Raw genomic sequence first — 19,293 nt, forward strand, 5'->3', positions numbered from 1 at the left:
GGCTTGGCTCGGCTCGGCTCGGCTCGGCTCGGCTCGGCTCGGCTCGGCTCGGCTCGGCTCGGCTCGGCTCGGCTCGGAAAGTATTTTGCGGCGCGCGGGGCGAAAGCAACTCGCACGCGATCTGGAAGCGCGACGGCCTCATCAGCCGCCCGTTCCGCCAATTCCCGCGCCGCTAAGGCTTTGCAGCCGGCGGCGGCGGATCCGTCACGAAACCGATCCGCTCGAGGCCGGCCTGCTGCGCCGCGCCCATCACCTGCGCGATCACCTCGTAGCGCGTGGAGCGCTCGGCGCGAAGCTGAATCTCCGGCTGATCGCTCTGCTTGCCCGCTTGCGCGAAGCGCGCGCGCATCTGCTCGAGCGTGATCACGCTGCCGTCCCAGTAGAGCTTGCCGGCGGCGTCGATGGAAAGAGAAATGGTTTGCGGCGTCTGGCGCGCGGGCGCGGCCGCGACCTTCGGCAAATCGAGCCGGATCGCGTGTGTGAATAAAGGCGCGGTAATGATAAAAATCACCAGCAGCACCAGCATGACGTCGATCAGCGGCGTCATGTTGATCTCGGCCATGGGCGCAGCCGTCTGCCTTTTCTCGAGTCCGCCGAATGCCATACCGCCTCCTTCCGCCCGAGCGCGCTTAGTGGGTTGGAGCCTGCTGGGCTCGCGCCGGCGCCTGCGTGTGGCCCTGCTCCGCCGGGGCGCACACGTAGGCGTGCAGGTCGTGCGCGAAGCCGTCCAGTTCCTCCGACAACTGCCGCACCATCCGCCCGAGCACGTTATAGGCGAGCACAGCCGGGATCGCGACCACAAGGCCGAAGGCGGTCATGATGAGCGCCTCGCCGACCGGCCCGGCGACGTTTTCGATCTGCGCCTGACCGCTCGCCGCGATGCTGCCGAGCGCGTGATAAATGCCCCAAACGGTGCCGAGCAGGCCGACGAACGGCGCCGTGCTGCCCACCGAGGCCAGCAGCACCTGGCCGAATTCGAGCCGCCGCTGGGACACGTTGAGCGCCTGACGCAACGCTCGCAGCACTCGCTCGCCGCGTTCGACACGCGCGAGCAGTGCGCCCGGAATATCCACTTCAGACGCATGCAGCGCCGCTTCGGCCAGCGGCGTGAAGACGCGCTCGCGGTCCGCGCGCTTTAACGCCGCGACGCCTTCGGACAACGTCGGCGCCTGCCAGAAGAGCGCGATAGCGCGTGCGGCCTGGCGCTTGGCGCGCGTAAGAACCCAGCTTTTGACGATCAGAAAGCACCAGCTCGCAATCGACATGGCCAGCAGCACGTATGCGACGCCATGCGTGATGGCATCGCTGGTTTGCAGGTAATGGATGATGCCGCTGCTGCCTGCCATCTGACCTCGCCATGGAGTTGTGATTTCAGGGGCGCGAACACGAGGCGCGATGCCCCTGGAGTTCGCTCAGGAAACGCTCAGCGCAGACCGAGCACGTCCTGCATGTCGAAGAAGCCGGTTGCGTGGCCTTCGAGGAAACGCACAGCACGAAGCGCGCCTTGTGCATACGAAAGACGGCTCGCCGATTTGTGCGTGATTTCGATGCGCTCGCCGATGCCCGCGAACAGCACCGTATGGTCGCCGACGATATCGCCGCCGCGAATCGCCGAAAACCCGATCGTGGACGGGTCGCGTTCGCCGGTCACGCCTTCGCGGCTGTAGACCGCACAGTCGTCGAGATTGCGGCCGAGCGCGTTGGCAATCACCTCGCCCATGACCAGCGCTGTGCCGGACGGCGCGTCGACCTTGTGACGATGATGCGCCTCAATGATTTCAATGTCGTAGCCGGTCGCGAAATGCCTGGCCGCGAATTCGAGCAGCTTCAGCGTGACGTTCACGCCCACGCTCATGTTCGCCGAGAACATGATGGCGATCTTGTCCGCAGCGGCGCGCAGTTGCGCCTTCTGCTCGTTGTCGAAGCCGGTCGTGCCGATCACCATTTTGACACTGTGACGCTGGGCCGCTTCGAGATGCATCAGCGTGCCTTCGGGGCGCGTGAAGTCGATCAGGTAATCGGATTCGGCGAACACGCGCTCGACGTCGTCGGTCAGCACAACGCCTGTCTGTTTGCCCAGAAATGCGCCGGCGTCCTGACCGAGTTGCGGGGAGCCCGCGCGGTCGAGCGCGCCGGACAGCGTGGCGTCGGAATCGTTAAGGACTGTTTCGATGAGCATGCGGCCCATACGGCCCGATGCGCCAGCAATGGCAATTTTCATGGCTACGAGGGTTCGAAAGGCAAAACCCGGCAAGGCGGGCAAAAGCGGCGGCGGGCAGCACACCCAGGCGCCGCGCATGACTGAAAAACGAAGAACCGGACGGACGCTTTGCGCGGTGCGGTTGCCCGCGCGCAGCGCCTGTCTTAACAGCCTGTCTTAACACACGGACAGCGCGATTAGCCGCCCGTTCCCGAAGCCGGAGAAGAGGTCAGCGGCGCGTTGTGCGTCGGGCCGCTGTTGCTGCTCTGCGGGCCCGTCGGTCCAACCGGATTGCTGTTGTCGGTACCCGGATTTTGCGGCGGCGGCGGACGATGGAAGTGGAACTGCGGCTGACCCGCGGCGGTCGGGCTCTGTTGCGGGATGCCGCCGCCGTTGGCGGTCGGCGCGCTCGGCACGCTCGGACGCGCATTGGGCGACAACTGCACCGCATTGGTCGCACGATTGGCGGCTTGCGCGGCTTCGGCGTTGGCGTCCGTGGACGGCACGCCCGCTGCGGCAGCGCCGGCAACGGTCGGCGAACGCGTGGTGTCGAGCGTGGCCGGCGCGGTTGCAGCAACCGGCGCGCTCGCCTCGCTGGCGCCAGCGGCCACGGCCGCCGCGGCCTTCTTCTTGCCCAGTTTGTCGCCGTCGATTTCAGCCAGCAATTCGAGGTTGGACGGCAGATCTTCGCCACCCGACCAGCTGGCGACACGGTCGCCCGCGAACATCACTACGAAGTCGCGCTGCTGAACGACGCTCGTCGAGCCGCGCTTGAAATAGAACACGTAGTCCCAGCGATCGGCGTGGAACATGTCGGTCAGGAGCGGCGTGCCGAGCAGTTGCTTGACCTGCGCGCGGGACAAGCCGACCTGCATCTGTGCAGCCGCTTCTTTCGAGACGAAATTGCCTTGCACCACTGTAATGCGGTACGGCGTGATGCTTTGGGCAATACGCTGTGTCAGGCTGTCGTACGTGGAACATCCGGCAAGAACCGCGACAGTCGCAACAGCGATCAAGGTACCCCGCATGCGGCTCCCCCGGTAGATCAATTGAGATTTTGAAATCATTTCACTCACCGTGCGGGCCCGCTGACGAGCCGCGCGAGTTTCATTCCATCGAAGATGACCAGAACGGCAAAAACACATTACTATGAGAGCCCAGCATTGTACTCTAGGGATCCCTTGTCATGACCAATCCAACCGATCTCAAGAATATCGGGCTCAAGGCGACCCTTCCGCGCCTCAAAATCCTTGAGATTTTTCAGCACAGCCCGGTGCGCCACCTGACGGCCGAAGACGTGTACCGCAACCTGCTGCACGAAGAACTCGATATCGGTCTTGCAACCGTGTATCGCGTGCTGACGCAATTCGAGCAGGCGGGCCTGCTCTCGCGCAGCAATTTCGAGTCGGGTAAGGCGGTGTTCGAACTGAACGAAGGGTCGCACCACGACCACCTCGTTTGCCTCGATTGCGGGGTCGTCGAAGAATTTTTCGACTCAGAGATCGAGAGCCGTCAGCAGTCCATCGCGAAGGAACGCGGCTTCAAGCTGCAGGAACACGCTCTGGCCCTGTACGGCGCCTGCACCAAGGAGAACTGCCCGCATCGCAAGCATTGATGCGGCGCCGGCCGCGCCGGGGTGCGCGGTGCAGGCGGGCAGAAAAAGACCCGGCGGATGCGAATCGGCCGGGTCTTTTTGCATCTGCGCGGTGAATCTGCGGGAAGGCTTTTTACGACCCTATTCCACCAACTCGGCGCTCGCTTCAAACGTGAGCCGCCACGGCTCTGCCAACGACAATTCGTCGCAATTAGGCTGCTCGCCGCCACGATCCACCACCACGAAATCGCTCACCCGATCGAGCGCGAGCAACGGGTGATGCCAGACGCCTTTCGCGTAGTTCACGCCCTGCCACGCGTCAGTCCAGAAGGCGCGCATCTGCACCGGATCGAACTCGCCGGCCGGCGCGACGACCACCAGATAACGCCCCGCGGTTAAGGGAATGAAAGCCTGGCTGCCGAGCGGATGCCGCTCCATCATCGTGATCTCGACCGGCAGCGCGCGCGGCTGTGCGCGGAACAAATTGATCAGCGGCCGCCCGCCATGCTCCGTCACGTCGACGCTGGCCAGATCGTGATAACGCTCGGTCGTGCCGCCGTTGATGGCGAAATGCCGCGCGCCGTCCAGTTCGATCACGTCGCCGAACGGCGCGAAGGCTGCGCGCGTGAGGCGTTCCATCTGCAATGTCTTCATCGACGCCGCTCCGCTATGCGATTTCGCCCCATAGGCGCAGGCGCGACACGCCGCCGTCAGGAAAGATATTGAAACGAACATGCGCGACCGGACCCAGCGACGCGAGGTTGTCCGCGAAGGTGTGGACGTGGTCCATCTGCAGCTTCTGTTCGTCGAGCAGCACCGGCCAGAACATTGCCTGCGTGACGAGCGAATCGTCCGTGCCGCCCGTCACCGACGCGGCTTGCAGCGAGCAACGGTCCGGGAAGTTGCCCTTGAAGTGCGCCGTATCCACTTCGATCTTGCGGATCACGCCGGGCCGCGCCAACGCGACGATCGCCCAGTCGTTGCCCGGCTCGCGACGGCGCCGCGTTTCCCAGCCGTCGCCCATGTTGACGCTGCGGCCCGGCATCAGCATCTGCGAGGCCGGCCCGAAGTGCTGGTTGTTCGCCGCGACCAGATACGCGCCGTTCTCGATCGCCGCCAGATCCAGCAGCGTGCCGCGCTCCACGCGCTCCCAATCGCGCTTCGGCTGGCCGTACACGCGCAGGCGCGCGAGGCCGCCATCCGGATACAGATTCACGCGCAGATGGGTGAAAGCGCGGGCGTCGTTCACGTCGACGTAGTGGTGCTGATTGCCCTGCAGCGTGGTGGCCGGCACGATGGTTTGCCAGTCGGCGTTATCGGCCGGCACGTCGCCGTCCGCGTAGCAAGCGTCGATCGACGCCGCCGGCGGGAAGTTGCCGGTGAAGTGGCTCGTATCGAGATCCACGCCATGCACGACGCCCGGGTGCGCGAGGCGGATCACGCAGTAGTCGTGGCCGGTGGTGCGCTTGCGGCGGGTTTCCCAGCCGTCCATCCACTTGCCGTGATCGTCGTATTTGCCGGGGATGAACACCGCCGGCTGCGGCTCCAGCATGCGTTCCTTCGGCGCGAAGAATTCGTCGCTGGCGAAGAGCGCCTTCGCGCCCAGACGCGGGTCGGCGAGATTCATGTAGCGACGGGTGAAGGCGGGAGCGTTGGGGTCGAGGATCGGATTAGCCATGGTCGTCTAGTCTCGGTCAGGCAGCGAAAAAGTGAAGGAGAGCCGGCATTCTTCATATCTGCCGGCGCTGGGAGTGCGCTGCAATGGCGCGCGGTTTCGAATGAGGTTTCTCAGGTTCATTCAGACAGCCGGAGCGTGCTCGCCGGCGGCAGCGGGTTCGGCATCTTCACCGGCCGGCACGTAACGCAACGCCGCGTCGCGATTCAACACGCGATGCGCGCGCGCCCGGTCGATATCGTTTTCCCACACGGCGACCACCACCGTTGCCACGCAGTTGCCGATCAGGTTGGTCAGCGCGCGGGCAATGCCGACGAACCAGTCGACCGGCAGGATCAGCACGAGGCCGAGCACGGGGATCGCCGGAATCGCGGACAACGTGGCGGCCAGAATCACGATCGCCGAGCCGGGAATGCCGTGCGCGCCCTTTGACGTCACCAGCGACACCAGCACCACCACGATCAGGTCATGCACCGACAGCGGCGTGTTGGTGGCCTGCGCGATGAAGATAACCGCGAGCGTGAGATAGATGGAGAACCCGTCGAGATTGAACGAGTAGCCAGTCGGAATGACGAGCCCGACAGTCGAATCCTTCACGCCCATCCATTCGAGCTTGCGCATGATCTGCGGCAGCACGGCGTCCGACGAGGCGGTGCCGAGCACAATCGACAGTTCTTCGCGCAGGTAGCGAATCAGCTTGAAAATGCTGAACCCCGCGAGGCGCATGACAACGCCAAGCACGACGGCGACGAACACGAAACAGCTCACATAGAACACAAGCACCAGCATGCCGAGCTGCTTGAGCGACTCGACGCCATATGTGCCGGTGGTGAACGCGATTGCTCCGAGCACGCCGAGCGGTGCGAGCTTGATGATGAAGCCCATCACGCGGAAAAACACTTGCGACAGCTCGTCGATGAGGCTGCTCACACGCTGCGCCTTACTGCCGAGCAGCGACAGCGCCGAGCCGAACAGCACCGAAAACACGAGGATTTGCAGGATGTCGCCGGTGGCGAACGCGTTGATCGCCGTGTCGGGGATGATCTTCAGCAGAAAGCCGGCCGTGTCCTTGAGGCTCTTCGCGTGCTCGGTGTAGGTCGAGAGCGAGGCCGGATCCAGCGAGTGCAGATCGATGTTCATGCCGACGCCCGGACGCGTGACATACGCGAGGATCGCGCCGATCACGAGCGCGATCGTCGTCATCACCTCAAAGTAGATCACGGCCTTCAGGCCGACGCGCCCGACCTTGCGCAAGTCGCCGGCATGCGCCATGCCGTTGACCACGACACAAAAGACGATGGGCCCGATCACCATCTTGATCAGTTTGAGAAAGCCGTCGCCGAGCGGGCGCAGCGATTGAGCGAAATGCGGAAAAAACGGCGCCGACCACGATGCCCGCCACTAGCGCTATGACGACGCGCCCAAACAGCGAATTGAAAAATTTCAACACGGCTTCCTCCTGGTTGCGATTCACATCTGTTCAGACTGGTCCGACCAGTGCTGTTATCTCGAATAGTAGGAAGCCGATATACTGACGTCAAGGATTCATAGAACGGTGTTTACCCGCTGTTTTCGCGGCGGTTTTGGGTCCGATCAGCGCCGGCGAGTAGCAAGCCGCACGAACGTTCAGACCACGCATTACAATGCTGGTCAGACCGCGCTTCCACAGTGAGCTAACGATGAAAAACGTCCCGCATACCGTTACCGATGCCGCCATCGCGACCATCCGCGAACGGATCGAAGCGGGCGTCTATCCGGTGGGCAGTTTGCTGCCGGCGCAGCGTCAACTTTCCGAAGAACTCTCGATCAGCCGCGCGTCGCTGCGCGAAGCGCTTTCAACACTCGAAGCGCTCGGTTTGCTGGTGATTCGACCCGGCAAGGGCGTCTACGTGGAAAGCGCGCAGGCGTCGGCCACGCATGCGTGGCGCTTCGCGGAGCAGTCGTCGCTGCCGGACACCTATCAGATGCGCTTCGCGCTGGAAGGCTTTATCGCGCGCATGGCGGCGCTGGCGGTCAGCGATTCCGACCTCGCCTGGCTCGAAGACAACATCACCGCCATGCAAACAGCGCTCGCCTGCGACGAACTCGACGAAGCCGCCCGCCTCGACTACGACTTCCACATGCGCATCGTCAACATTGCCGGCAACGCGGCGATCGAATCGATTCTGAGCAGCAGTGCGGAAATCATGAAGGAAAGCCAGCGCATGCCGTTCTACCGGCGCGAACTGGTGCTGTCCACGTACAACGAGCATCGCGTGATTCTGGACGCGCTCAAGGCGCGCGATTCCGCCGCGGCCGGCAAAGCCATCGAGACGCATATCTCGAACGCCGCGCAGCGCGCCGGGGTCTATTTCCCGACGCCGCAGACGCAGACGCAACCGCAGGCATAGGCATAGGCGAAAAAAAACCGCTCCGAAGAGCGGTTTTTCTTTGCCCAGCCACCGCCGGCACGAAGCCGGCATTGCGGGCGCAATGCGCGCAAGGCGCAGTCAGTTACTTCGCGTTGGCCAGTGCCACAGCCGTGTCCAGCATACGGTTCGAGAAGCCCCACTCGTTGTCGTACCAGCTCGACACCTTCACCAGACGGCCCGACACCTTGGTCAGCGTCGCGTCGAACGTCGACGAAGCCGGGTTGTGGTTGAAGTCGATCGACACCAACGGTGCCTCGTTGTAACCGAGGATGCCCTTCAGCGAGCCTTCCGACGCTTCCTTCATGATCGCGTTGACTTCTTCGACCGTCGTGTCGCGCGCAGCGATAAACGACAAGTCAACCACCGACACGTTGATCGTCGGGACACGAATCGCGTAGCCGTCCAGCTTGCCATTCAGTTCCGGCAGCACCAGGCCGACCGCCGAAGCCGCGCCGGTCTTGGTCGGGATCTGGCTGTGCGTGGCCGAGCGCGCGCGGCGCAGGTCTTCGTGATACACGTCCGTCAGAACCTGGTCGTTCGTGTACGCGTGGATCGTGGTCATCAGACCGTTCACCAGGCCGATCTTGTCGTTCAGCGGCTTGACGAGCGGCGCCAGGCAGTTCGTCGTGCACGATGCGTTCGAGATCACCGTGTCCGAGGCCTTCAGCACGTTGTGGTTCACGCCGTAGACGATCGTGGCATCGACGTCTTTACCGCCCGGCGCCGAAATGATCACCTTCTTCGCGCCGCCCTTGATGTGCGCGCTCGCCTTTTCCTTGGTCGTGAAAAAGCCCGTGCATTCCATCACGACGTCGACATTCAACTCGCCCCACGGCAGTTCGGCCGGGTTGCGGTTGGCCAGCACCCGGATCTTGTCGCCATTGACAACGAGGTAGTCGCCGTCCACCGACACTTCGCCCGGGAACTTGCCGTGCGCCGTGTCGTATTGCGTCAGGTGTGCGTTGGTCTTGGCATCGCCGAGATCGTTGATGGCGACGATTTCGATATCGTGCTTCTTGCCGTTTTCATAGAAGGCGCGCAGCGTGTTGCGGCCGATCCGGCCGTAGCCGTTGATTGCGACGCGAATCGTCATGGTCTATCTCCTGAGGGCTGAAAAAATACGTCCAGGTTCGTCTGACTGACTGCGTTGCCGCGCGCTCGCACGCACGCGGCAACGCTTGTTCAGGATCAGCCGAGGGCGGCTTTTGCCGTCTCTACCACGTGCTCGACGGTGAAGCCGAAATGCTTGAACAGCACGCCAGCCGGGGCCGATTCGCCGAACGTGTCGATGCCGACCACGCCGCCTTCCAGACCCACGTACTTGCGCCAGAAATCCGTGACGCCCGCTTCGATCGCGACGCGGCGCACGCCATGCGGCAGCACGCGCTCACGGTACTCGGCGTCCTGCTTGTCGAACACGGTGGTCGACGGCATGGACACGACGCGCGCCGCGATGCCTTCGCGCGCCAGCGGCTCGACTGCGTTCAGTGCCAGTTCGACTTCCGAACCGGTCGCGATCAGGATGACCTTGCGTGCGACGATTTCGTCGTTCCAGTCGCGCAGCACATAACCGCCCTTCTCGATGTTGGCGATCTGCGCGTCCGTGCGCTCCGAGAACAGCAGATTCTGACGGCTGAAGATCAGGCACGACGGGCCGTGGTGTTCGACCGCGTGGGTCCAGGCCACCGCAGTCTCAACGGTATCAGCCGGACGCCACACTTGCAGGTGCGGAATCAGACGCAGGCTCGCAACGTGTTCGACCGACTGGTGAGTCGGGCCGTCTTCGCCGAGGCCGATCGAATCGTGCGTGAACACGAAGATCGACGGCGCTTTCATCAGCGCGGCGACGCGCAGCGCGTTGCGGCTGTAATCCGAGAACGTCAGGAATGTGCCGCCGAACGCCTTGAAGCCGCCATGCAGCGCGATGCCGTTGATCGCGGCGCTCATGCCGAATTCGCGCACGCCGTAGTTGACGTAGTTGCCGGCAGCCTGACCTTCGGCGTTCACACGCACCGGCTTGGCGGCCTTCCAGTTGGTCAGGTTCGAACCGGTCAGGTCGGCGGAGCCGCCGAGCAGTTCCGGCAGCACGGTCGACAAAGCTTCGATAGCCTGCTGCGAAGCCTTGCGCGTCGCGATGGTTTCCGCGCGTTCGTTCGCGCCGGCGATGATCGCCTTGGCCTTTTCTTTCCAGTCGGCGGGCAGTTGCTTCGCGTCGCGACGCTTGAATTCCGCGGCTTCCTGCGGATATTTGGCTGCGTACGCGGCAAACGCCTTGTCCCAATCGGACTCGTTGCGCGCGCCGGCTTCTTTCGCGTCCCACGCTGCATAGACTTCTTGCGGGATCACGAACGGTTCCCACTTCCAGCCGATCTTTTCGCGCGTGGCCGCGACTTCCTTGTCGCCCAGCGCCGCGCCGTGCGAATCGTGGCTGCCGGCCTTGTTCGGCGAGCCTTCGCCGATCACCGTCTTGCAGCAGATCAGCGTGGGCTTGTCGGATTGCTTGGCTTGCTTGATGGCCGCGTCGACCGCTTCGACGTCGTGGCCGACCACGTTCGGGATCACGTTCCAGCCGTACGCCTCGAAGCGCTTGGGCGTGTCGTCGTGGAACCAGTGCACCACTTCGCCGTCGATCGAGATGCCGTTGTCGTCGTAGAACGCGATCAGCTTGTTCAGCTTCAGCACGCCCGCCAGCGAGCAGGCTTCGTGCGAGATGCCTTCCATCAGGCAGCCGTCGCCGACGAACACGTACGTGTGGTGGTCGACGATCTTCGCGTCAGGCTTGTTGAATTCGGTGGCGAGCAGCGACTCGGCGAGCGCCATGCCGACCGCATTCGCCAGACCCTGGCCGAGCGGGCCGGTGGTCGTCCCGACGCCCGGCGTGATGCCGTATTCCGGGTGGCCCGGCGTCTTCGAATGCATCTGGCGGAAGTTCTTCAGCTCGTCGATCGGCAGATCGTAGCCGGTGAGATGCAGCAGGGAATACAGCAGCATCGAGCCGTGGCCGTTCGACAGCACGAAACGGTCGCGATCGGCCCACTGCGGGTTCTTCGGGTTGTGGCGCAGATGGCGCGACCACAGCGCCACGCCGATTTCTGCCATGCCCATCGGCATGCCGGGGTGGCCGGAATTCGCTTTTTGAACGGCGTCCATGGACAACGCGCGGATTGCGTTGGCCATCAGGGAGGTGGGTGCGGGAGACGGGGTCGTCATGTCGAGTCCGGAGACAGAGTCAGAAAGCGGTGCGCGCTTGAGTCCCGAATGCTCGAATGCCGGTTCACTTTGGCGCACGGTGCGGCGCCAGGAGACGCGAAACGGGCAGAGCAAACGGACAAGGCTGAAAGCGTGACATTCTAACAGAACGTTGCCCGCGCCCCGCTCCGAAAGCCGTCTGGCCCTGCGGCCCGATCCGCCCGCCGAGCCCGCGCCGCGCGCCGGCCATTACAATTGCTCAACCTCGACCCACCGCGCTCCGGACGGAGCCCGCCATCCGTGAGCATTCCCTTGCTGTTCCGACCGAGTCCCGACGCCGTCTACGGATTTCCGCACGCGAAGCGTCTCGTGCGTGTCGATTCGCCGTATCAGCGGATCGAGGTTTGGGACACGCCGCAACTCGGCCGGCTCTTCACCCTCGACGGCCGTCCGATGACCTCCACCGGCGACGAGTTCATCTACCACGAATGCATGGTGCATCCGGCCGCGCTGGCGCACCCGTCGCCGCAAGCGGCGCTCGTGCTGGGCGGCGGTGACGGCGGCGCCGCGCGGCAATTGCTGAGGCACCCGGACATTGGACGGATCGTGGTAGCGGAGTTGGACGCGCAAGTCGTAAGTCTGACGCGCGAACATCTGCCCGAGGTGCACGGCGGTGCATTCGACGACCCACGCGTCGAACTGATAATCGGCGACGCCGCGCAATACGTCGAGGCAGCTGCTCCGGCGCAATTCGATCTCGTCGTGTTCGACCTGACGCCGCCGGATTCACTCGCCGCCGGTCTTTACACGCGAGCCTTCTACCAGCGGCTCAAGCGCGTCATGAGCCCGACTGCGGCACTCTCCGTGCACCTCGGCTCGCCCTATTTTCATGCCGAGCGCGTCGCGCGCCTGCTCGACGACCTGAGCGCGGCCTTCGCCGTCGTCCGCATCATGAGCACTTTCGTGCCGCTATACGGCTCGCTATGGATGATGGCGACCGCCAGCGACACGCTCGACCCAGCCGCCCTCACCGTCGATACGCTTACGGACCGCCTGGCCGCGCGAGGAATCGACACCCTGATGCACTACGACGCGGCCACGCACGCCGGACTGTTCTCGGCATCCCGCTCACTGCGAGATAAACTAGGTCAATTCTTAAAGCCAGCAAGCTAACGCGTGGGCAAAATGCACGGTTCCGTCGGACTGCGCTATCGGCATAACGATACGCAAACGTCCACCTGGACTCGCAGCACGTGCCCCGCCAACCCCATCGATCCGGAGAATCCCATGACCGCCTCCCGCCCAGCCGGTGTGCCCTGGTTGACCCCTTATCTGACGGTGCGCGACGCACATGCCGCGTCCGCGTTCTTCACAGCCGCGTTCGGCTTTGAAGTGCGTGACAGTGTCCAGGACGACGGTGTCGTCATGCATGTCGAGATGACCTATCAAGGCCAGTTGATTGTGATGTTCGCTCCGGAAGGCGCGTTCGGCTCGGCGGCGAAAACACCCAAAAGCGCGGGCGCAATCGCACCGCAATCGTTCTATGTCTATGTCGACGATGTCGACGCGATCTATGCGCGGGCGCTGGCCGCCGGCGCAAAGTCGCTGAGCGAGCCACAGGATCAGTTCTGGGGCGACCGCTTCGCCCAGGTCGAAGATCTGGACGGCTACCGCTGGGCGCTCGCTCGCCACCTTTCGTGAACCAATGAGTATTTTTCTGATGCCTCGCTTTTTCGTCGGTACGTCTCTCCAGCCCGAGGACGTCATGCCGCTTCCCGATGACGTCGTTCGGCATGTGCTCGTGCTGCGCCTGCAGCCCGGCGATTCGATCGTCCTTTTCAATGGCGAAGGCGGCGAATACAGCGCCGAACTCGTCGAAGTCGAACGGCGCTCGGCCGTGGTGAAGATCCGCGAATTCCGCGCTATCGAGGTCGAGGCGCCCTATCGCCTCACGCTCGCACAGGGCATTGCCGGCGGCGACAAGATGGACTGGCTGATCGAAAAAGCCGTCGAACTGGGTGCGTCCAGCTTCGTGCCGTTGACCACCACGCGCAGCGTCGTGCGTCTTTCCGGGGATCGCGCGCAGCGGCGCCATGCGCACTGGCAAGGCATCGTCCGGGCGTCGTGTGAGCAGTGCGGGCGCAATCGCCTGCCGGAAGTGATGCCGGTGCGCGAGATCGCCACCTGGCTCGGCTCGATGCCCCGCACGCCCGAAGAAGGCGACCTGCGCATTCTGCTCTCACCGCGCGCCAGCATCAGCTTTTCCGCGTTGCCCCCCGAACCGCCGAAAGGACGCGTGACTGTGCTGGTGGGCCCGGAAGGCGGCTTTTCCGCGACCGAGGAAGCAGCGGCGGCCGCTCACGGGTTTACCGCCGTCGGCCTCGGGCCGCGCGTGATGCGTACCGAAACGGCCGGCATCGCCGTTCTCTCCGCGCTGGCGGCCGGCTGGGGCGGCTGGTAAGCCGCTTGCCAGCCATACCCGGCCGTCTTGATTAAGGACGGCGAGCCGGTGTCGACATTCGCACCAAAAGCAAAGGCCCGCCAACTGGCGGGCCTTTGCTGTGTCGCCTCAACAGGCAACGCCCAAGCAAAAACTCAGGCGAACGAGTAAAACACCCGGAACGCCACTTTCCGCTCGGCCCAGAACTCCGCCGCTTCGCGGAACACGTCCAGCAGCGTCTCGCGGCCTTCCTTGTCGAACTTCTGGGCGACCGGCAACTGCTCGAGCACGATCACGAAGCCCGGCTGCGTACCCGCTTTCTGGACAAGATCGGTCAGGCAGTCGTAGAGCGCGTCGTAATTCTTGCCGAAATGCTTCGGAAACAGGAACGAGGTCGCGATGGTTTCGAGCACTTCCTGCTTGGACTGCGCGTTGGCGCAATACGCATAGAGAAAATGCTGGCCGAGCCGGTTGGCTTCGTCCGCGAGATCCTGCACGCGGAACGCGCGGATCGACTGTACGATGTTGGGTCGTACGGTCTTGAAAAGACTCATGGGCTCCTCGTTCGATGAAACCACAGTGCCTGCTTCGCTCTGGTTCTCGCGGCCCTGATCGCCGGCTCGCATCCGCATGACGCGTTGGAACAAATTGCCGTCGCCGGCCGCGAAAAGATCCGTCGCGACTCCGGAGTCGTGCGCGTAGACGTTGTCGCTCATGCCGTTCATCCCGATGTCATTCAACAATACGATTAAAACTGGTGTAGTGGTCGTCCGAGTAATAACAATTGTCGGTTCGCTTCAGCGGACCTCCGCAGACGATGCGACGCGCCCCGCGATTACGTGAGCGAGGCGTGGGAACGGTGTATTCGTGGTAATAGCCGCGCCGATGGGCCGGCAGCAACCGTTCGCGATTGCCGAATACGATGCCGTCCTTCTCATACGGGTAAGGCCCGCCTGCGGCAATCAAGTTCAATGTATTGACCGCTTCGCGTGGCAACTGCGCCAGCGCGATGGTGCCCTGCAACTGCGCGTTCGCGTCAGCGGGTGCCGTGGAGTCGCGCGCAAACGCGCCAGGCACGGGGCCGGATAAAACGCACAGCGTAATAGCACCCATCAGCACGCCTTTCATGCGTTGCCACTTGCGTGCCATGTATCAGGGTTCCCCGCTGTTAGATCACGAGTTTGACGACCATGAAAGTCGTAAGGGTATCGCTAATGGCCCCCGGAATCAACGCTCGCCGGGCCGGCGAAATCCTCACATAGGGCGCGAAATGGCCACCGGCGCGGCTTTGACGACTTTTGACAGAATATTTAGCTTAGTCAAGCTAAACTTTATCTCAATCTTGCGAATAGCGGTGGAGGCACGCAGGTGGGGAGCGGATGTCGGGCCGCTTTGCATGAGGCTGCAAATAATTCGATTCCCGAGGCAAGGGCAATGAGCCCATTAGCGTTCCGAGGCGGAATGTCTGACTTGCCGTTTTTCCTGGGTGGCAATCCCCTGTTCACCCTAAGGCGTGCCCGTTGCGGGCGCGCCTTTTTTTTGCATGGCGCACGGTCTTCAAACCGGCGCCATGCTTCGTCTGGATCGCGGATTAACGGGCCGCGATCACATCCGCCACCAGCAGCGCCGTCATGTTGACGATCCGGCGCACCGTTGCCGAAGCCGTCAGCACGTGCACCGGCTTGGCCGCGCCCAGCAGCATCGGACCAATCGCGATGTTGTTGCCCGCGGCGGTCTTCAGCAGGTTGTACGAGATGTTGGCCGCGTCGATGTTCGGCAGCACCAGCAGATTGGCGTCGCCTTCGAGCGTCGAGTCGGGCATCACTTCGCGGCGCAGATTCGCGTCGAGCGCGATGTCGCCGTGCATTTCGCCGTCCACTTGCAGGTCCGGCGCGCGTTCGCGCAGGATCGCCAGCGTGTCGCGCATCTTCTGTGCGGTCGGCGCGTTGCTCGTGCCGAAGTTCGAATGCGACAGCAGCGCGATCTTCGGCTCGATACCGAAGCGGCGTACTTCTTCAGCCGCCATGATCGTGATTTCGGCCAGTTGCTCCGGCGTCGGATCGACATTCACGTGCGTGTCGACGAGGAAAATCTGGCGGTTCGGCAGCACCAGCGCGTTCATCGCCGCGTAGACCTTCGCGCCTTCCTTCTTGCCGATCACCTGATCGATGAAGTGCAGGTGGCGATGCGTGGTCGACACCGTGCCGCAGATCATGCCGTCGGCCTCGCCCTTCTCCACCAGCATCGCGCCGATCAGCGTGGTGCGGCGGCGCATTTCGAGCTTTGCCATCTGCGCGCTGATGCCCTTGCGCGACATCATCTTGTGATATTCCTGCCAGAAATCGCGATAGCGCTCGTCGTGGTCGGTGTTGACCACCGTGTAGTCCTGCCCAGCGATGAGACGCAGACCATAGCGCGCAATACGCTGCTCGATCACGGCCGGACGGCCGATCAGGATCGGCTTGGCCAGCTTTTCGTCGACGATGATCTGCATGGCGCGCAGCACACGCTCTTCTTCGCCTTCCGCGAACACAATGCGCTTTTTCTCCGGCTCGACGCCACGCGCGAGCTGGAAAATCGGCTTCATGGTCGTGCCGCTGTGATACACGAACTGCTGCAGATGCTGTTCGTAGGCTTCCATGTCCTCGATCGGACGCTCGGCAACGCCCGAGTCCATCGCGGCCTTCGCCACGGCCGGTGCGACCTTGACGATCAGACGCGGATCGAACGGCTTCGGAATCAGGTATTCCGGACCGAACGAGAGGTCCTGAATGCCATACGCCGTCGCGACGATGTCGCTCTGCTCCTGGCGCGCCAGTTCGGCGATCGCGTTGACCGCCGCGATTTCCATTTCCCGCGTCACCGTCGTCGCGCCCGCGTCCAGCGCGCCGCGGAACAGGAACGGGAACACCAGCACGTTGTTCACCTGGTTCGGGTAGTCGGTGCGGCCGGTGCACAGCACGGCGTCCGGACGCACTTCCAGCGCCAGTTCCGGCAGGATTTCCGGGGTCGGATTGGCCAGCGCCAGAATCAGCGGCTTGTCCGCCATCTGCTTGACCATGTCCTGCTTGAGCACGCCACCGGCCGACAGACCGAGGAACACGTCCGCGCCGCCAATCGCTTCAGCGAGCGTGCGCGCGTCGGTTTCACGCGCGAAGCGCTCCTTGTCCGGATCCATCAATTCGACGCGGCCCTTGTAGACCACGCCGGCCAGATCGGTGACGGTGATGTTTTCGAGCGGCAGGCCGATATCGACCAGCAGATCCAGGCAGGCCAGCGCCGCCGCGCCCGCGCCCGAGGAGACCAGCTTGACCTCCTTGATGTCCTTGCCGACCACCTTCAAACCGTTGGTGATGGCCGCCGCCACGACGATCGCGGTGCCGTGCTGGTCGTCGTGGAACACCGGAATCTTCATGCGCTTGCGGCATTCGCGTTCGACGATGAAGCAGTCCGGCGCCTTGATGTCTTCGAGGTTGATGCCGCCGAAGGTCGGCTCCAGCGCCGCGATCACGTCGACCAGCTTGTGCGGATCGGACTCGTTCAGCTCGATATCGAACACGTCGATGCCGGCGAACTTCTTGAACAGGACGGCCTTGCCTTCCATGACCGGCTTCGAGGCGAGCGGCCCGATGTTGCCGAGGCCCAGCACCGCGGTGCCGTTCGTGACGACGCCGACCAGGTTGCTGCGCGCGGTGAAGCGCGCGGCGTTCAACGGGTTTTCGACGATTTCTTCACACGCGAACGCGACGCCAGGCGAGTACGCCAGCGCGAGGTCGCGCTGGTTGATCATCTGCTTGGTCGGGGCGATCGCGATCTTCCCGGGGGTGGGGAACTCGTGGTAATCGAGGGCGGCTTCGCGGAGTTTGCTATTGACGGGAGTCGACATAAGGCGGGCTTCGGAGGGCGGATTAGAATAGACGTTCGACGGCATTGTAGCCCTAATTGCCGGCCCAATTCCTTCAATACGGGTACAACTGCCGCGACTGAAACATAGCGAAAGGCTGACGTGGCATGCTGTGGGCGGAACGCGACCCGAATCGGAGTTGCAGGCGGATCGAAGGTTTACCCTTCGTTCGCTCCGTACAATGCGCGCCGTTAGCCGAACTTCACGGCACTTGACCATTCACCTGCGCGTTCACCCTCGCATCCACCCATCGCCACCATGCTCTCAGAGTTTTCGCTGATCGATCGTTTCTTTGCCCGCCGCGCCGCTGCCCGGCCATCCGGTGCCGCCGCGGGCTCGCTCGGCATCGGCGACGACTGCGCGCTGCTCGCGCCGCGCGCCGGCGAAATGCTGGCGATATCGACGGACATGCTGGTCGAAGGCCGCCACTTTTTCGCCGATGTCGATCCCGAGGCGCTCGGTCACAAAGCGCTCGCCGTGAATCTGTCGGACCTCGCCGCGATGGGTGCGCAACCGCAGGCGTTCACGCTGGCGTTCTCCTTGCCGAAGGCAGAGGAAGCCTGGCTCGCCGCGTTCAGTGAAGGGCTGTTCGCGCTGGCCGAACGCTACGGATGCGAGCTGATCGGCGGCGATACGACCGGCGGCCCGCTGAATCTGTGCATCACCGTGTTCGGCAGCGTGCCGCCGCGCGCCGCGCTGCGCCGCGACGCCGCGCAGCCGGGCGACGACATCTGGATCTCCGGCACGCTCGGCGACGCGCGCGCCGGCCTCGGCGTACAACGCGGCGAATGGTCCGCCGATGCCGGCGACACTGCGACGTTTCGCCGCGCCCTTGAGCGACCGGAGCCGCGCGTCGCGCTCGGCATGGCGTTGCGCGGCATTGCCCACGCGGCGCTCGACCTCTCGGACGGCCTCGCCGGCGATCTGCTGCACATTCTGGAACGCTCGAACCTGCGGGCCACCGTCGACGTCGACGCCGTGCCGCGCTCAGATGCGCTGCGCCGCCTCGCCCCCGAAATCCAGCGACGCTGCACGCTCGCCGGCGGCGACGACTACGAGCTGTGCTTCACGGCGCCGGTCGCAGCGCGCACCGCGGTCGACAAGGCCGGCCACGAGGTGGGGATTCAGCTCACCCGCATCGGTACAATAAGCGCTCTCGAAACGGCGCCCGACCGCCCGGCGATCGGCTGGCACGACGCCGCCGGCGCGCCGCTCACTCTGACGTTGCAAGGCTTCGACCACTTTCATGCAGACTGATCCCCCGCTCGGCCCGGCCGACAAACTCATCGCCGCCGAGACCTCCCCGCCCCCGCGCGCGCCAGATCAGCGCCCGCCTGGCCGTCAGCCGCGTCGCGCCACGGCGCGTTTCATGCTGTCGCATCCGCTGCACATTCTGTCGCTTGGGTTTGGTAGCGGCTTGTCGCCGATTGCGCCGGGCACCATCGGCACGTTGTTCGCGTGGGCTTCGTTCGCCGTTCTTAGCCGCCATTTGACGGTCATCGAGTGGGCTGTACTGATCGTCGCCGGCTTCTTCGGCGGCATTGCGGTTTGCGGCTTCACCGCGAAGAAGCTCGGTATCGACGATCCGTCGCCGGTCGTGTGGGACGAAATCATCGCGTTCTGGCTGGTGCTGCTGATGGTCACGCCGGTCACGCTGACCGGGCAGTTCTGGGCGTTCATCGTGTTCCGCTTTTTCGACATGGTGAAGCCGCCGCCCATCGGCTATTTCGATCGCCGTCTGAAAGGTGGCTTTGGCATCATGTTCGATGACCTGGTTGCCGCGTTTTTCACGCTGCTCGTGATTGCGCTCTGGCGTATGTCCGTTTGATTGCTGCACGGCGGCCGCCGCGCCGCCGTGCATTCACCGCCAGCCCCCGTTT

The 19,293-nt window shown here is 63.8% G+C and carries 18 protein-coding genes and 1 pseudogene; 7 read left to right on the top strand and 12 right to left on the bottom strand.

Features of this window, described 5'->3' with window-relative positions; translation table 11 throughout:
• Positions 1 to 172: 172 nt before the first annotated feature.
• The 4 genes from B0G81_RS22700 to B0G81_RS22715 form a co-directional block, all read right to left on the bottom strand.
• The gene (locus tag B0G81_RS22700; RefSeq protein WP_134138412.1) at positions 173 to 604 is read right to left on the bottom strand and encodes a biopolymer transporter ExbD; all 432 of its coding nucleotides are present in this window, start codon (positions 602 to 604) and stop codon (positions 173 to 175) included.
• A gap of 25 nt (positions 605 to 629) precedes the next feature.
• The gene (locus B0G81_RS22705) at positions 630 to 1,346 is read right to left on the bottom strand and encodes a MotA/TolQ/ExbB proton channel family protein (protein ID WP_134138413.1); all 717 of its coding nucleotides are present in this window, start codon (positions 1,344 to 1,346) and stop codon (positions 630 to 632) included.
• Between the two features lie 77 nt (positions 1,347 to 1,423).
• Positions 1,424 to 2,221: a 4-hydroxy-tetrahydrodipicolinate reductase gene (gene dapB / locus B0G81_RS22710; protein WP_134138414.1), complete on the bottom strand. Its 798-nt coding sequence runs from the start codon at positions 2,219 to 2,221 to the stop codon at positions 1,424 to 1,426.
• Positions 2,222 to 2,397: 176 nt separating this feature from the next.
• Positions 2,398 to 3,228: an outer membrane protein assembly factor BamE gene (locus tag B0G81_RS22715; protein ID WP_134143188.1), complete on the bottom strand. Its 831-nt coding sequence runs from the start codon at positions 3,226 to 3,228 to the stop codon at positions 2,398 to 2,400.
• A gap of 158 nt (positions 3,229 to 3,386) precedes the next feature.
• Between B0G81_RS22715 and fur the strand changes: the two genes are divergently transcribed.
• Entirely contained in the window at positions 3,387 to 3,815 is a 429-nt protein-coding gene (gene fur, locus B0G81_RS22720; protein ID WP_115781030.1) for a ferric iron uptake transcriptional regulator, read from the top strand.
• Positions 3,816 to 3,935: 120 nt separating this feature from the next.
• Here the strand turns inward: fur and B0G81_RS22725 are convergent, their stop codons facing one another.
• The 3 genes and pseudogenes from B0G81_RS22725 to B0G81_RS22735 all read right to left on the bottom strand — a co-directional run bounded on the left by B0G81_RS22725 (position 3,936) and on the right by B0G81_RS22735 (position 6,919).
• Positions 3,936 to 4,448, bottom strand: a complete 513-nt coding sequence (locus tag B0G81_RS22725) for an ureidoglycolate lyase (RefSeq protein WP_134138415.1) — start codon at positions 4,446 to 4,448, stop codon at positions 3,936 to 3,938.
• Between the two features lie 13 nt (positions 4,449 to 4,461).
• A complete protein-coding gene (alc, locus tag B0G81_RS22730) occupies positions 4,462 to 5,472 on the bottom strand; it encodes an allantoicase (RefSeq protein ID WP_134138416.1) in 1,011 nt (336 codons plus the stop codon).
• Positions 5,473 to 5,592: 120 nt separating this feature from the next.
• Positions 5,593 to 6,919: pseudogene (locus B0G81_RS22735) on the bottom strand (C4-dicarboxylate transporter DctA).
• A gap of 229 nt (positions 6,920 to 7,148) precedes the next feature.
• Between B0G81_RS22735 and B0G81_RS22740 the strand changes: the two are divergent.
• Positions 7,149 to 7,859, top strand: coding sequence for a FadR/GntR family transcriptional regulator (locus tag B0G81_RS22740; RefSeq protein ID WP_134138417.1), 711 nt, complete (start codon positions 7,149 to 7,151; stop codon positions 7,857 to 7,859).
• Between the two features lie 103 nt (positions 7,860 to 7,962).
• On the opposite strand, the gene gap is transcribed toward B0G81_RS22740, so the two are convergent.
• Together gap and tkt are read right to left on the bottom strand one after the other, a co-directional pair.
• Complete coding sequence (gene gap, locus B0G81_RS22745; protein WP_106285226.1) at positions 7,963 to 8,973, bottom strand: type I glyceraldehyde-3-phosphate dehydrogenase; 1,011 nt, start codon at positions 8,971 to 8,973, stop codon at positions 7,963 to 7,965.
• A gap of 95 nt (positions 8,974 to 9,068) precedes the next feature.
• Positions 9,069 to 11,090 carry a transketolase gene (tkt, locus tag B0G81_RS22750; RefSeq protein WP_134138418.1) on the bottom strand — a complete coding sequence of 674 codons (2,022 nt, stop codon included), beginning with the start codon at positions 11,088 to 11,090 and terminating at the stop codon, positions 9,069 to 9,071.
• 279 nt (positions 11,091 to 11,369) lie between these two features.
• On the opposite strand from tkt, the gene speE reads away from it, so the two are divergent.
• The 3 genes from speE to B0G81_RS22765 all read left to right on the top strand — a co-directional run bounded on the left by speE (position 11,370) and on the right by B0G81_RS22765 (position 13,530).
• Complete coding sequence (speE, locus tag B0G81_RS22755; protein ID WP_134138419.1) at positions 11,370 to 12,242, top strand: polyamine aminopropyltransferase; 873 nt, start codon at positions 11,370 to 11,372, stop codon at positions 12,240 to 12,242.
• Positions 12,243 to 12,356: 114 nt separating this feature from the next.
• Positions 12,357 to 12,770 (top strand): VOC family protein, encoded by a 414-nt coding sequence (locus tag B0G81_RS22760; RefSeq protein WP_106285247.1) that lies wholly within the window; start codon positions 12,357 to 12,359, stop codon positions 12,768 to 12,770.
• Between the two features lie 19 nt (positions 12,771 to 12,789).
• Entirely contained in the window at positions 12,790 to 13,530 is a 741-nt protein-coding gene (locus B0G81_RS22765; RefSeq protein WP_106285224.1) for a 16S rRNA (uracil(1498)-N(3))-methyltransferase, read from the top strand.
• 134 nt (positions 13,531 to 13,664) lie between these two features.
• Here B0G81_RS22765 and B0G81_RS22770 read toward each other — a convergent pair whose 3' ends face one another.
• From B0G81_RS22770 to B0G81_RS22780, 3 genes are all read right to left on the bottom strand, one after another.
• Complete coding sequence (locus tag B0G81_RS22770) at positions 13,665 to 14,225, bottom strand: barstar family protein (RefSeq protein WP_106285246.1); 561 nt, start codon at positions 14,223 to 14,225, stop codon at positions 13,665 to 13,667.
• A gap of 16 nt (positions 14,226 to 14,241) precedes the next feature.
• Entirely contained in the window at positions 14,242 to 14,658 is a 417-nt protein-coding gene (locus tag B0G81_RS22775) for a ribonuclease (RefSeq protein ID WP_116118299.1), read from the bottom strand.
• A 442-nt stretch (positions 14,659 to 15,100) separates the two neighbouring features.
• Entirely contained in the window at positions 15,101 to 17,440 is a 2,340-nt protein-coding gene (locus B0G81_RS22780; RefSeq protein ID WP_012434352.1) for an NADP-dependent malic enzyme, read from the bottom strand.
• 231 nt (positions 17,441 to 17,671) lie between these two features.
• On the opposite strand from B0G81_RS22780, the gene thiL reads away from it, so the two are divergent.
• Positions 17,672 to 18,670: a thiamine-phosphate kinase gene (thiL, locus tag B0G81_RS22785; RefSeq protein ID WP_134138420.1), complete on the top strand. Its 999-nt coding sequence runs from the start codon at positions 17,672 to 17,674 to the stop codon at positions 18,668 to 18,670.
• A complete protein-coding gene (locus B0G81_RS22790) occupies positions 18,660 to 19,241 on the top strand; it encodes a phosphatidylglycerophosphatase A (RefSeq protein ID WP_208328549.1) in 582 nt (193 codons plus the stop codon). Before thiL ends, B0G81_RS22790 begins: the two co-directional genes overlap by 11 nt.
• Positions 19,242 to 19,293 lie beyond the last annotated feature (52 nt).

Source organism: Paraburkholderia sp. BL6665CI2N2, assembly GCF_004366535.1.
GTDB lineage: Bacteria > Pseudomonadota > Gammaproteobacteria > Burkholderiales > Burkholderiaceae > Paraburkholderia.